Annotated in this window: 14 protein-coding genes; 1 reads left to right on the top strand and 13 read right to left on the bottom strand. The window is 39.9% G+C overall.

Annotated features, from left to right (window positions below):
- Positions 1–5 precede the first annotated feature (5 nt).
- The 7 genes from LG273_RS08810 to smc form a co-directional block, all read right to left on the bottom strand.
- The gene (locus LG273_RS08810) at positions 6–395 is read right to left on the bottom strand and encodes a YlqD family protein (protein ID WP_379561056.1); all 390 of its coding nucleotides are present in this window, start codon (positions 393–395) and stop codon (positions 6–8) included.
- Positions 396–530: 135 nt separating this feature from the next.
- A complete protein-coding gene (locus tag LG273_RS08805) occupies positions 531–758 on the bottom strand; it encodes a KH domain-containing protein (protein ID WP_379561055.1) in 228 nt (75 codons plus the stop codon).
- A 17-nt stretch (positions 759–775) separates the two neighbouring features.
- Positions 776–1,045, bottom strand: a complete 270-nt coding sequence (gene rpsP, locus LG273_RS08800) for a 30S ribosomal protein S16 (RefSeq protein WP_379561054.1) — start codon at positions 1,043–1,045, stop codon at positions 776–778.
- A gap of 113 nt (positions 1,046–1,158) precedes the next feature.
- Positions 1,159–2,502 carry a signal recognition particle protein gene (gene ffh, locus LG273_RS08795; RefSeq protein ID WP_379561053.1) on the bottom strand — a complete coding sequence of 448 codons (1,344 nt, stop codon included), beginning with the start codon at positions 2,500–2,502 and terminating at the stop codon, positions 1,159–1,161.
- A gap of 13 nt (positions 2,503–2,515) precedes the next feature.
- A complete protein-coding gene (locus LG273_RS08790; protein WP_379561052.1) occupies positions 2,516–2,842 on the bottom strand; it encodes a putative DNA-binding protein in 327 nt (108 codons plus the stop codon).
- A gap of 82 nt (positions 2,843–2,924) precedes the next feature.
- Complete coding sequence (ftsY, locus tag LG273_RS08785) at positions 2,925–3,920, bottom strand: signal recognition particle-docking protein FtsY (protein ID WP_379561051.1); 996 nt, start codon at positions 3,918–3,920, stop codon at positions 2,925–2,927.
- A gap of 13 nt (positions 3,921–3,933) precedes the next feature.
- Positions 3,934–7,500, bottom strand: coding sequence for a chromosome segregation protein SMC (gene smc / locus LG273_RS08780; protein WP_379561050.1), 3,567 nt, complete (start codon positions 7,498–7,500; stop codon positions 3,934–3,936).
- Between the two features lie 472 nt (positions 7,501–7,972).
- Between smc and LG273_RS08775 the strand changes: the two genes are divergently transcribed.
- Positions 7,973–8,197: a DUF1128 domain-containing protein gene (locus LG273_RS08775; protein ID WP_379561049.1), complete on the top strand. Its 225-nt coding sequence runs from the start codon at positions 7,973–7,975 to the stop codon at positions 8,195–8,197.
- A gap of 92 nt (positions 8,198–8,289) precedes the next feature.
- On the opposite strand, the gene rnc is transcribed toward LG273_RS08775, so the two are convergent.
- The 6 genes from rnc to fapR all read right to left on the bottom strand — a co-directional run bounded on the left by rnc (position 8,290) and on the right by fapR (position 12,593).
- Positions 8,290–8,973: a ribonuclease III gene (rnc, locus tag LG273_RS08770; RefSeq protein WP_379561048.1), complete on the bottom strand. Its 684-nt coding sequence runs from the start codon at positions 8,971–8,973 to the stop codon at positions 8,290–8,292.
- Positions 8,974–9,064: 91 nt separating this feature from the next.
- Positions 9,065–9,295 (bottom strand): acyl carrier protein, encoded by a 231-nt coding sequence (gene acpP, locus LG273_RS08765; protein ID WP_036573112.1) that lies wholly within the window; start codon positions 9,293–9,295, stop codon positions 9,065–9,067.
- 38 nt (positions 9,296–9,333) lie between these two features.
- Positions 9,334–10,074, bottom strand: a complete 741-nt coding sequence (gene fabG / locus LG273_RS08760; RefSeq protein WP_379561047.1) for a 3-oxoacyl-[acyl-carrier-protein] reductase — start codon at positions 10,072–10,074, stop codon at positions 9,334–9,336.
- Positions 10,074–11,012: an ACP S-malonyltransferase gene (fabD, locus tag LG273_RS08755; protein ID WP_379561045.1), complete on the bottom strand. Its 939-nt coding sequence runs from the start codon at positions 11,010–11,012 to the stop codon at positions 10,074–10,076. The genes fabG and fabD overlap by 1 nt, the downstream gene beginning before the upstream one ends.
- Positions 11,009–12,016 (bottom strand): phosphate acyltransferase PlsX, encoded by a 1,008-nt coding sequence (gene plsX, locus LG273_RS08750; RefSeq protein ID WP_379561044.1) that lies wholly within the window; start codon positions 12,014–12,016, stop codon positions 11,009–11,011. The genes fabD and plsX overlap by 4 nt, the downstream gene beginning before the upstream one ends.
- Complete coding sequence (fapR, locus tag LG273_RS08745) at positions 12,000–12,593, bottom strand: transcription factor FapR (protein ID WP_379561043.1); 594 nt, start codon at positions 12,591–12,593, stop codon at positions 12,000–12,002. Before fapR ends, plsX begins: the two co-directional genes overlap by 17 nt.
- Position 12,594: the final 1 nt, after the last annotated feature.

Genomic DNA, 12,594 nt, shown 5'->3' with positions numbered 1-12,594 from the left:
ACCTGCTATTCATCAATTCTTATTACGACATTATCCTTAATAATAATGGTTTTTTCTCCTATGGTTTCATCCCAATGCGAGCCTTCCGAGACTTCAACAAGAGCTTCAACTTCTTTTTCTGTTATCTCACTGCCCAACTCTAGCATTTCTAGTTGTTCCAGCTTAAAATCGACAAGTTTAATTTTCTCTTTTCGATTATTTATTTCCTGTTGGAATCTGTGGCTGACTTCCTGTTTGGAAACTCTTGATTTGTTTTCATGTTTCCGCTGTTCAAACAACAGCTGTTGACACTCTTGTTCAAGCCGCATTTTGTGATTATAGAAGTTTGTCTGTAACGATTTTTTACTCTTTTCTGTCACGACCTGCTTTACAATAACCTTCGTAATAATCTTCACGTTTTTATCCTCACTCTCAAAAATGATCTTTATACCAGAAATTCCTGAGGTGTTAAGAAAAGCGAAGAGCGCCTTTAATAAGGCATATATATCTTCGCTTACATGTGGAAAAAGGGAAAGGTTTCCCCTTTCCCTTCACATAATGTCCAAATAAATACGTTTCTTTGTGTCTGTCTTTGCTGCATAGACAACTGTACGTATCGCTTTGGCAATACGTCCGTTCTTGCCGATAACCTTTCCGACATCCTCCGGGTGAACAGTTAAATGATAGACCAATTTGGTTTCTTCCTCTGTTTCCGTAATTTTAATATCATCAGGATAATCTACCAATGACGAAACGATTGATTCAATTAAAGCTTTCATGATATCACACTACTTTACTACTGGTTTTTCTGTTCGTGGAATTTTTTCATGATGCCTTCATTTGAAAATAGGTTGCGTACTGTATCACTTGGTTTTGCACCATTAGTCATCCAGTTAAGAGCTTTCTCTTCATCGATTTTCACTTCAACTGGGTTAGCAACAGGGTTATATGTTCCAATCTGCTCGATTTGACGTCCGTCACGTGGAGCACGAGAATCAGCTACAACAATACGATAGAAAGGATTTCTTTTAGATCCCATACGTTTTAAACGAATTTTAACTGCCATTTATTTGCACCTCCAATAATAATGTTTTACACAATTTAAGATTCTATCAGAAACTAAAAGGTCTGTAAAGTGTTTTTACATTACAATGTTAATTTCTTATGGGGAAAAGGGGTTTACATGAACGGAAACTTCATTCCTTTGCCTTTTTTCCCTTTCTGCATGTTTGTCATTTGTTTCATCATTTTCTTCATTTCATCAAATTGCTTAAGGAGACGGTTTACCTGAGAAACAGAAGTACCTGAGCCTTTCGCAATCCTTTTTTTACGACTTGCATTCATTAAACTTGGTTCCTGACGTTCTTTCTTCGTCATGGACTGAATAATAGCTTCAACATGTGAAAGTTGTTTTTCATCAAGTTGTGCATTTTTCAATCCTTTCATTTTGTTAGCACCAGGAATCATCGCCATTAAGTCATCTAATGGCCCCATATTTTTAACCTGCCCCATTTGTTCGAGGAAATCATCAAACGTGAACGACATCGTACGCATTTTCTCCTCAAGTTCCTTCGCCTGCTTCTCATCTACGTTTGTTTGTGCCTTTTCAATAAGTGATAGGACATCACCCATACCAAGAATTCTTGATGCCATTCGTTCAGGGTGAAACGGTTCAAGCTGATCAAGTTTTTCACCCATTCCGGCAAACTTAATTGGCTTATCGGTTACAGCTTTTATGGAAAGAGCTGCACCACCCCTAGTATCGCCATCAAGTTTTGTTAGGACAACACCTGTTAAATCTAGCTGCTCATTAAAGCTTTCCGCAACATTAACTGCATCTTGTCCAGTCATAGAATCGACCACAAGGAAAATTTCATCTGGCTTAACAGCATCTTTAATTCCTTGAAGTTCGTCCATCAACTCATTATCCACATGCAAACGACCGGCAGTATCGATAATTACATAATCATGATGCTCTTCTTTAGCCTTTTCTATCGCTTTTTCGGCAATCTCCACAGGGCTTGTTTCCGTTCCCATTGAAAAAACAGGCATGGTTAACTGCTCTCCAAGTGTTTCTAGCTGCTTAATTGCCGCAGGTCGGTAAATATCCCCTGCTACAAGCAACGGAGTACGATTATGCTTTTTCCGTAGTAGATTTGCCAGTTTACCAGTAGTTGTAGTTTTACCTGCCCCTTGTAGTCCTACCATCATAATAACAGTTGGCGCACGCTCAGCTACAGCAATTTTACTGTTCTCGCCACCCATTAATTCTGTCAGTTCTTCTTTGACAACTTTAATAACCTGTTGTCCAGGGGTAAGGCTTTCCATTACTTCTTGACCTACTGCCCGCTCTTTAATACGCTTGATTAAATCCTTTACTACTTTGAAGTTAACATCCGCCTCTAGTAAAGCAAGACGAACCTCCCGCGTCATTTCTTTTACATCTTGTTCACTAACTTTCCCTTTGCCTGTAATTTTCTTTATTGTACTTTGCAGGCGTTCGGCCAGTCCTTCAAATGCCATAGAGGGTGTCCTCCTAATCTAATTCTTTTAATTGGCGAAGCGTATCCGAGATAAGCTTCTCTTCTTTATTGTCAATTGCCGTCTCGAGTTCTTTTATAAGGGAAAACCGTTGTTGGAACCTTTCATACAAGCACAGCTTAGCTTCATATGTTTCCAGCATCGTTTCCGTCCTCTTTATATTATCATAAACTGCTTGTCTGGAAACCTCTGCTTCTTCGGAGATCTCTCCAAGTGAGTAGTCTTCAAGATAATACATTTCCATATAGCTACGTTGCTTTGGGGTTAATAATGCCTGATAAAAATCAAACAAATAATTCATACGAGTTGTTTTTTCGAGCATAAGGCACTCCCCTTGTTAAGTGAATTTACTTTACATTACATTACATGATATCGAAGTTTTATTATAATTGTCAAGTCACGCTCTACTCTGTGTCCTCAAGCATATCAGCAAAAAGCCCATATACAAATGCATGTGCATTAAACTCCTGAAGGTCTTCTATTTTCTCTCCAAGCCCTACATATTTCACTGGAATATTTAAATCTTTCCGGATCGCTAACACGATACCACCCTTGGCTGTGCCGTCCAATTTAGTTAGTACAATCCCTGACACATTTGTGGCCTCTGAGAATGTTTTAGCCTGGTTAAGCGCGTTCTGCCCGGTAGTTGCATCTAATACAAGCAGGACTTCATGAGGAGCATTTGGAACCTCGCGTTCAATTACTCGTTTTACTTTAGATAGCTCGTTCATTAAATTAACCTTATTTTGGAGTCGACCGGCCGTGTCACATATTAGAACATCCGCATTTCTCGCTTTTGCTGCTTTTATACCATCAAATATAACGGCAGCTGGATCACTTCCCGCTCCTTGCTTAATAACATCTACACCGGCTCGCTCACCCCAGACTTCAAGCTGTTCAATTGCCCCAGCACGGAATGTATCACCTGCAGCAAGGACAACCTTTTTCCCTTGCTCCTTTAACTGGTTTGCAAGTTTTCCAATAGAAGTTGTCTTTCCAACACCATTCACTCCAACTACTAAAATAACGGAAAGCTCATTTTCCACAAGGTTTAGGCCCTCAATTTTCTCATCGTCATCTCCGTAATAAATCTCAACCAGCTTTTCAGAAATGACCTCCCTGATATCCTTCGTATCTTTAATATTTTGGCGTTTCACTTCCATTTTTAGCTCTTCCACTAGATCCATAACTGTCGTTACCCCAACGTCAGCGGAAATTAGAACTTCTTCCAGTTCTTCAAAGAAATCCTCATCCACTTTTCTGTAACGAGCAATTAAGTCATTTATTCTGCCCGAAAAAGTTTGACGAGATTTCTTCATCCCCTCTTTATATTTTGTGGAAACTTCTTCTGCTTTTTCATTCTGTTTAAACCGATTTTTTAATTTATCCATGAATCCCATGGTTATGCCCCCCTTATGAATTGACTAACGTCTTCGTATCTTCAAGACGTACTGATACCAATCTGGAAACGCCTGATTCTTGCATGGTAACACCATACAAAACATCTGCTTCTTCCATTGTTCCTTGGCGATGAGTAATGACAATGAATTGTGTATTCTTACTATAATGCTTAACATACTTTGCGAACCTGGCAACATTTGCTTCATCTAATGCGGCCTCTACTTCATCAAGTACACAGAATGGTACTGGTCGTACTCGCAGTATAGCAAACAATAATGCAATCGCGGTTAACGCCCGCTCGCCGCCGGACAGCAAACCTAGATGCTGTAATTTTTTTCCTGGAGGTTGCGCAATGATATCTACCCCCGTATCCAGGAGGTTTTTGGGATCTGTTAGTTTTAACTCTGCATGGCCTCCCCCAAATAGCTGACGAAAGACTTCGCTGAACTCTTCTTTAATTCGAGAGAATGTATCATCAAAACGCTTCTTCATTTCCTCATCCATTTCACCAATTACGGCATATAAGGTTTGTTTTGCTTCTACCAGATCAGCTTGCTGGTCTGTAAGGAAGGAATAACGCTCGGAAATTCTCTCATATTCATCTATCGCCCCAAGGTTGACGGTGCCTAGTTGATCAATTTTCAGCTTTAATTGTTGTACCTGTTCCTTAGCAGCATTTATATCTTGTGCTTTCTCGTATGATGCCTCTGCTTTTTCGAATGTAATAATATATTCTGTCTGCAAGTGTGAGAGACGGTTTTCAAGATCTACATCAACCCGGTTGACTTTTACTTCTTTCTCATTGATCCGCTTAACCAGTTCTTGATGTGTCTTATTCTCTTCTTTAAGCTCTCTATCCTTATTTTGAATCCGCTGCGTGTATTCCTGGCGGATGGCCCGTTCTTCCTGAATTGCAGTGGTTAGTTCTTGTTTTTCTTTACTTTTCTGCTCAATTGTTACCTTAATTTCCTTTTCATTTTCCTCTGATAACTGATAGGCTAACAAATCATCCAATTCACTAGCATAATTATCGTACTGCCGCTGGTACTCTGATAGTTGCGCTTCAACACTATCTGCTTTTTCTCGTTGATTCTTTAACCTTTCTTCTTGCTCAGCCAACAGAACCTGCTTTTCATGAAGTTCCTGTTGCACCTCTCCATGATTTTCTTTCATAATGGCATCTTTGCTCGATAGCTCGTCAATTTCCTTCTGAATCTTCTCTAGTGCATTTTTAATCTGACTAAGCTCATCTGTCAGCTGCTCTTCCCGCATCTGAAAATGCTCTCTGTCTTGATCAAATTGCTGTTTATCTTGATCGTATATCGTAAGGCTGTCATCTAATGTTTCCTTTTTCAATTGGATTTCACGTAACTGTGCATGGGTTTCTTGAAGTACTCGTTGTTTTTGGGTCAACTCTTCTTCATTAGTATGAAGTTGTTTTTCTAAGGTTGTAACTGTTGCTTTTTGTTCCGCTACCTGTTTTTCAAAAGCCACGGTCTTTTCGTGAAAGGAATCCAGTTTCGTTGTTATTTCCTGTAAATCTTTCTCTCTGGAAAATAGCGATTGATTAGTCTTTTTCTGTGCCCCCCCAGACATGGAGCCACCTGGATTCACTACATCTCCTTCTAATGTAACGATTCGGTATCTACGCATTACCTGTTGTGCAATATCATTCGCATCCTTTAGCGTCTTTGCAATGATCACATGTCCCATTAGATGATTAACCGCTCGCTGATAGGAAGGTTCTGTCTTAACAAGTTGTGATGCTATTCCAACAAAACCTGGATGTTGTTCTATTTTTCCTAATAAATCCTTTGTTACGAAACGCTCTTGAATCGATTCTAATGGAAGAAATGTAGCCCGTCCATTATTGGTCTGTTTAAGCCACGATATTGCTTTACGTGCAGCTTGATCATTTTGTACAACGATATGCTGTGATTGACCACCTAAGACGGTTTCCATTGCTGTAATGTACTGTTTAGGCACATCGACAAGCTCAATAACAGCCCCGTGTATGTTGGAGAGCTGGTTATCTTCACGAGCCTTTAGAATAGCTTTTACGCCTTGAAAGAAGCCTTGAAAATCTTCCTTCATTTCTTCAAGCATTTCCTTTTTGGATTTTAGCTTCTCAATATACTGATAGCCTTGGTATAACTTTGTTTGTTGTTCTTGAAAGACATTTCTTGCGGTTCGAAGGTCGGTTCTATTCTGTTCGACCATCGCTTTCCGTTTCGTAACGTCCTTCTCCTGCTGCTTGTAGTCTGTTTCACATGTCTCAAGTTGCTCAAGAAGCTCCTGTCGTGAATGAATAAGATCTTGAAATTTTCCATCCTGGAGATCTTTTTTTCCATTCATTTGCTGCATCTGCTGGTTAATGGATTGCTTTTCATTACGTTTAGCAGCCTGCTTATTAAGGTACTCAATATACTCGGATTTTAAGTCTTCAATCTTTTCCGCAATGTCCTCTTGGTTTGTTGTTAAGTCCTTTTCAAGTTGTTTGACCCTTTTCATTGTAGTTTTGCGTTGTTCTTGAAGTTCATGTAGTGTTTTTCGTTCAACAATTAATTGTTCGTGCAGTGTACCAACACGAACAGAGGCTTCTTGCTTTTGAACTTCCAATTTTTCTTTATTCTCGGAAAAGTGCTTCGACCGTTCATGAAGCAGCTGCTTTTTCCCTTCATTTTTTTCAAGCTCTTCTGTAGCTGTAAGTAACTGTGCTTGCATCTCCTCAATCTTATGATCCAATTGATTAATCGTTTGCTGGTCTTTCTCCATTGCGGCTTCTTTCTGCTCGATCTCCCCCTTCATGTCTAGCTCAACACGCTTATCCTTTTCAACATCATCAAGCAAGCTTTGCCACTCATTATGGAGGTTCTCAATTTCTGTAATTAAAAGCGCAATCTCTTCATGCTTTAATTTCTCTTTTAAATCCATATATTTTTCTGCCTTTTCGGCCTGTTGCTGTAACGGTGTGATTTGTTGCTCAATTTCATGGATAATATCTTCAACACGATTTAAATTTTCTTGTGTTTCAGCTAATTTATATTCTGCCTTTTTCTTTCTTTGTTTGTATTTTAATACTCCAGCAGCTTCTTCAAAAATTGTCCGTCGTTCTTCAGCCTTTGAACTTAATATTTCCTCTACTTTTCCTTGACTGATTATCGAAAATGCTTCTCTGCCTAATCCAGAGTCCATAAAGAGATCAACAATATCCTTCAATCGGCATGCCTGCTTGTTCATGTAGAACTCGCTATCACCAGAACGATACACTCTCCTAGTGACGCTGACTTCTTCGTAATCTACTGGCAATGCTTGATCTTGGTTATCCAGAACGAGTGTTACCTCTGCGACATTTAAGGCTTTTCTCGAATCACTCCCTTGAAAGATAATATCCTCCATTTTGGATCCGCGCAGTGATTTTGCAGATTGTTCTCCGAGCACCCAGCGTATCGCATCCGTTATATTACTTTTACCGCTTCCGTTTGGTCCTACCACTGCCGTAACACCAGGTACAAAATCCACTGATATTCGTTCGGCAAATGACTTAAAACCAACACTCTCCAGCTTTTTTAAATACATAATACCAATCTCCTATTTCAAAAACCGAAAAACACCTAAGAGGCACATATAGACCTTTTACTACCGCTCATTGATTCGCTAATCAAAAGCATTTGCCTTCTTAGTAATCGCAAGTATACAAATCACTTACTTTCACATGTTTGTTCGGTTTTTTATCTTCATTTCTTAATACGTACATGGATTTAAAACACAATTATTTACTAGTATTTTAAAGGGTGCATGCCACGCTATGCCTTTCTAAATTTAGAGGCTTTAATGTTTCCTATTATTTAATTTAAAAATCTTTATGCTTTGCCCCATTTTATGTACTTTTTACCGCATCTATTTTACCACACTCAAAGCATACTGACATGTATAGAAGAGAAAAAAGCGTAAAGTTCATATGTTGTAAGCCCTTTCAGGGAACATGGAGAAGTCTTCCTATGTTATGATAGAAGGACTTAAATGATAATTATGTAGACGAGGTGTTAGGATGAATTTGGAAAATCCAAGTAAAGAAAATATGGCTTTTATTCTTGAGGAATTAGGAGAAAGGCTTGATGTCGTTAACCGAACTATATTAAACCCCGAGGATTATGACCTTAATAAATATGACGATCTTAAGCTTATGTATGAGATTGTAATACAAAAAGGGCGCCTAAGCGCTTCCGAAGCCCAAGCATTTATAGAGGAATTACGATCAGTTAGAAAAAATTAATATATTTCTGCTAAACAAAACGCCGAGCGATTATTCGATAGCTCTCTCATCAAGCTACGATTACGCTCGGCATTATTAGATTGTTCTTCAGCTTAGGGTTGATATTTATCCAGAGCGTCTTTTGCGGCTTTTTGTTCGGCCTCTTTCTTGGTTCTGCCTTTTCCTTGACCTGTTACCTTATCACTCACTCGAACTTCGGCTGAGAATTCTCTGTCATGAGAAGGCCCTGTTTCCTCGACGATCATATAAGTGATTGTTTGGTGCTTATATTGCTGAACCAACTCCTGTAACTGGCTTTTATAATCCATCGCATGCGAAAAAGCACCTGTAGTGATTTTTGGGAACACAAATTTCTCTAAAAATGCTAATGCCTCATCAAATCCTTTATCCAAATAGAGAGCTCCAAGAAAAGCTTCAAAAACGTCTGCTAGCAAGGCAGGACGTTCTCTTCCACCTGTTTGCTCCTCTCCTTTACCAAGACGAATATACTTCCCAAATTCTAAAGCTTTGGCAAAATTTTCTAAGGAAGGCTCACAGACAATCGCTGCACGCAGCTTTGTCATTTCCCCTTCAGGCATTGCTTCGTTTTCCTTGTACAAGTATTGGGACACACCAAGTTCAAGAACTGCATCACCCAAGAACTCTAGCCGCTCATTATCCACAATTAGTTCATTACGATGCTCATTCACATAAGATGAATGGGTAAAAGCCTGTTCTATTAATGCATGATTATTAAATGGAATGGCTAACTGTTTTTCCAATTCTGCTATATTCATTTATTTCACCTCCTCAAATAGCTAATCATATACGAAAGTCTCGCTTTTATGCGAGACTTTCCATTTTTATTACATTTAGAAATGTGAGGACCTATAAACTGTTTATGTAGTTTACAGCGTCACCCACTGTATTAATTTTTTCAGCTTCTTCATCAGCGATTTCCATATCGAATTCGTCCTCAAGTTCCATAACTAATTCCACGACATCTAAAGAATCTGCTTCAAGATCATCTTTAAAGGAAGCTTCCATTGTTACTTTTGACTCATCGACGTCTAAACGATCAACGATAATAGCTTTTACACGATCAAACACGTCTGCCATTCTTTCTTCACCCCCTTTCAAAGGCTCTCATCTTTCTTTTACATTACCATTCCACCGTCAATATGAATGGTTTGACCAGTAATATATGAGGCATCCTCTGAAGCAAGGAAGCGTACTACTTTAGCCACTTCCTCGGGTTTACCCAATTTACCTAGTGGGATCATATCAAGCATTCCTGCTTGCTGTTCCTCTGTCAATGCATCAGTCATATCCGTGGAAATGAAACCAGGTGCGACTGCATTCACGCGAATATTGCGGGAAGCAAGTTCCTTTGCAGTCGTTTTCGTTAAGCCAATCACGCCTGCTTTTGCAGCAACATAATTCGCTTGTCCAGGGTTGCCACTCACACCGACAATAGAGGCCACGTTAATTATTTGGCCAGCTTTTTGCTTCATCATCTGACGAGTCACAGCCTTCGTACAAACAAAGACACCTTTAAGATTTGTGTTAATAACCTGATCAAATTCTTCCTCTTTCATACGCATCAGAAGGTTATCCCTTGTTACCCCCGCATTATTAACGAGAATATCCAATGATCCGAATTGTCCAATCACTTCTTTAACCATTTCTTTAACACTTGCTTCGTTGGCTACATCTGCTTGGATTTTAAAAGCGTTACAACCCATTTCTTTAATTTCATCGACAACTTCCTGAGCTTTCCCTTCATTACCTGAGAAATTAACGGCAACATTGGCTCCTTGTCGTGCTAATTCTAACGCTATTTCCCGCCCAATTCCGCGTGAGGCTCCGGTTACCAAAGCACTTTTTCCTTTTAACATTATGCTTCCTCCCTGTACCAGGAAATAAACTCCTGTAGTGAAGCTGTATCTTGAACAGCAAATGTTTTTACCGTTTTATCAATCTTTTTCACTAAACCACTTAATACTTTGCCGTTTCCTACTTCCACAAATGCGTCGACACCTTCCTCGAGCATATGACGAATAGACTCCTCGAATCTTACTGGTGAATACAATTGTTCCACTAGCAAGTCTCTAATTTTACTGCTTTCCCTTACAGGAGCAGCTGAAACGTTCGCATATACAGGTATAGAGGCATCGATTATTTTTACTTCATCTAAGTAAGAAGAAAATGCTTCACTTGCCGGCTGCATCAGTTTGGAGTGGAATGGACCACTTACATTTAGCGGCAATACCCGCTTTGCTCCATTCTCTTTCAAAAGAGTTGTTGCCTGTTCTACCCCAGCCTGAGAGCCAGAAATTACAATTTGTCCGGGGCAGTTAATGTTTGCAATATTTACTATTTCCCCCTCAACTTTTGTTAATGTAGAGGCAATTGCTTCTTCATCTAATCCCAATACAGCTGCCATTGTTCCTTGCCCTTTAGGAAACGCCTCTTCCATCAGTCTGCCTCGTGTTGCTACTAGCGGCAGAGCATCCTCAAGCGTTAAAGCACCTGCTGCTACTAGGGCACTGTATTCACCCAGACTATGTCCAACTGCCATTACTGGCTGTATTTCCTCTTTCAAGAGTTGGGTATGCAACGCGATACTTGATAAGAGAAGTGCCGGTTGTGCATTTTCTGTTGCCGTTAATTCTTCCTTTGGCCCTTCAAACATCAACTTGGACAGGTTTTTATGTAAAACCTTGTCCGCTTCCTGGTACAATTCTTGTACATCAGGGAATGTATCATAAATATCTTTCCCCATACCAACAGCTTGTGATCCCTGTCCTGGAAACATTAAAGCTACTTTTTTCATGATTTATCCTCCTGTTCCATCCCCATTGCTTCAATGGTTTCTTTGATTGTTTCTGTTACATTAAATTCCGCCATATGACGTGCTTGCTTAATCGCATTATAAATGGCCCTACTATTGGAAGAGCCATGCGCTTTAATTACCGGTGCTCCAAGGCCAAACAAGCCAGCACCTCCATACTCGGAGTAATCAAGCTGATTTTTTAGTACTTTTAAATCCTTTTTCATTACACCTGCTGCAAGTTTTGTTTTGAGTGAGCCCATAAAAACTTGCTTAAGCATGGAAAACATCGATTCAGCTGTTCCTTCAATTGTCTTTAAAGCAACATTTCCACTGAATCCGTCTGTCACCACCACGTCGGCAACGCATGTTAATAAATCTCTTGCTTCGACATTACCCACAAAATTAATTGGCGCTTCTTTCATAAGAGAAAAAGCCCGTTTTGTAAGGTCATTTCCCTTCCCATCTTCTGTGCCAACATTAAGCAAGCCAACTCTTGGTTGTTCAATCCCTCTAACTTTTTGGGCATAAACAGAACCCATAATAGCGTACTGCAGTAGATGTGATGGCTTCGCATCCACATTTGCGCCTACGTCCAGTAACAGAAAGCCGTTCCCATCTAAAGTAGGAAGAGTTGGGCTTAAAGCTGGTCGTTCAATTCCTGGAATTCTACCAACAACAAACAGCCCCGCACTCATTAACGCTCCTGTATTCCCTGCAGAGATGCAAGCATCGGCCTGTCCTTCTTTCACTGCTTCAGCCATTAATACCAGAGAAGCATTCTTTTTCCTGCGTACAGCTCGAACTGGTTCATCTTCTCCCGTAATAGCTTCCGTTGTATGTACAATATCAATGCTTTGACTTGTTGATAAGTGAGGGGTGATTTTTGCTTCATCACCATATAATGTGATATGCAAATTGTCAATTTTGGAAACTGCTTCCACAGCCCCCAGTACGATCTCTTTCGGTGCGTGATCTCCGCCCATGGCATCAATTGCTATTCTCATCATTTTGTTCTCCTTTGTGTCCACTAGTTTGATACATATGGAATACGCCAGTAAAAACAAGCTCATTCTCTACAAAACTATTTACATGAACAATCGAATGGCCTTTATCATCTTTCCCTTCAACGGTGGCTTTTGCAATTACACGTTCTCCCTGTTTTACCTGCCGAATAAATTTAAGCTCCGTTTTAACAGTTAGAGCCAGCTCATCATTAATTACAGCAACTGCCAGGGAATTAGCCTGGGCAAATAAATGGTGACCCCGGGCAATTTTGTTTCTTGAAAAGACAAGTTCACTGCTAATATCCATAATGGAAATTGCACGTTGATCGAGCTCAAGATCAATCACTTCCCCGATTACTTCTTCGAGCGGCAAAGCCTTCACCGTTTCATTCCACTGGTCAGTCGCCACTGATCTAATTCGTTGACGTAATTCAGGGATCGATAATTCCAGCCTGTCAAGTCGAATTGTCTGGATACTGACAGAGAACTTTCTTGACAACTCTTCATCTGTAATAAAAGGGGTTTGTTCAATTGTTTCCTTCAGCATTCGCTGACGTTCTGATTTCGTTCGTCGCATT

This window comes from Oceanobacillus kapialis (assembly GCF_044790185.1).
Lineage (GTDB): Bacteria > Bacillota > Bacilli > Bacillales > Amphibacillaceae > Oceanobacillus_B > Oceanobacillus_B kapialis.
The sequence above is the reverse complement of the archived record's forward strand: the minus strand, read 5'-3'. Positions and strand labels throughout refer to the sequence as shown.

Excerpts from the sequence above, each read along its gene's own strand:
- LG273_RS08805 (WP_379561055.1), bottom strand. The coding sequence starts at position 758 with ATGAAAGCTTTAATTGAATCAATCGTTTCGTCATTGGTAGATTATCCT.
- rpsP (WP_379561054.1), bottom strand. The coding sequence starts at position 1,045 with ATGGCAGTTAAAATTCGTTTAAAACGTATGGGATCTAAAAGAAATCCT.
- smc (WP_379561050.1), bottom strand. The coding sequence starts at position 7,500 with ATGTATTTAAAAAAGCTGGAGAGTGTTGGTTTTAAGTCATTTGCCGAA.
- plsX (WP_379561044.1), bottom strand. The coding sequence starts at position 12,016 with ATGAGAATAGCAATTGATGCCATGGGCGGAGATCACGCACCGAAAGAG.
- fabG (WP_379561047.1), bottom strand. The coding sequence starts at position 10,074 with ATGTTAAAAGGAAAAAGTGCTTTGGTAACCGGAGCCTCACGCGGAATT.
- fabD (WP_379561045.1), bottom strand. The coding sequence starts at position 11,012 with ATGAAAAAAGTAGCTTTAATGTTTCCAGGACAGGGATCACAAGCTGTT.
- fapR (WP_379561043.1), bottom strand. The coding sequence starts at position 12,593 with ATGCGACGAACGAAATCAGAACGTCAGCGAATGCTGAAGGAAACAATT.
- LG273_RS08790 (WP_379561052.1), bottom strand. The coding sequence starts at position 2,842 with ATGCTCGAAAAAACAACTCGTATGAATTATTTGTTTGATTTTTATCAG.
- LG273_RS08775 (WP_379561049.1), top strand. The coding sequence starts at position 7,973 with ATGAATTTGGAAAATCCAAGTAAAGAAAATATGGCTTTTATTCTTGAG.
- rnc (WP_379561048.1), bottom strand. The coding sequence starts at position 8,973 with ATGAATATAGCAGAATTGGAAAAACAGTTAGCCATTCCATTTAATAAT.
- ffh (WP_379561053.1), bottom strand. The coding sequence starts at position 2,502 with ATGGCATTTGAAGGACTGGCCGAACGCCTGCAAAGTACAATAAAGAAA.
- ftsY (WP_379561051.1), bottom strand. The coding sequence starts at position 3,920 with ATGGGATTCATGGATAAATTAAAAAATCGGTTTAAACAGAATGAAAAA.
- acpP (WP_036573112.1), bottom strand. The coding sequence starts at position 9,295 with ATGGCAGACGTGTTTGATCGTGTAAAAGCTATTATCGTTGATCGTTTA.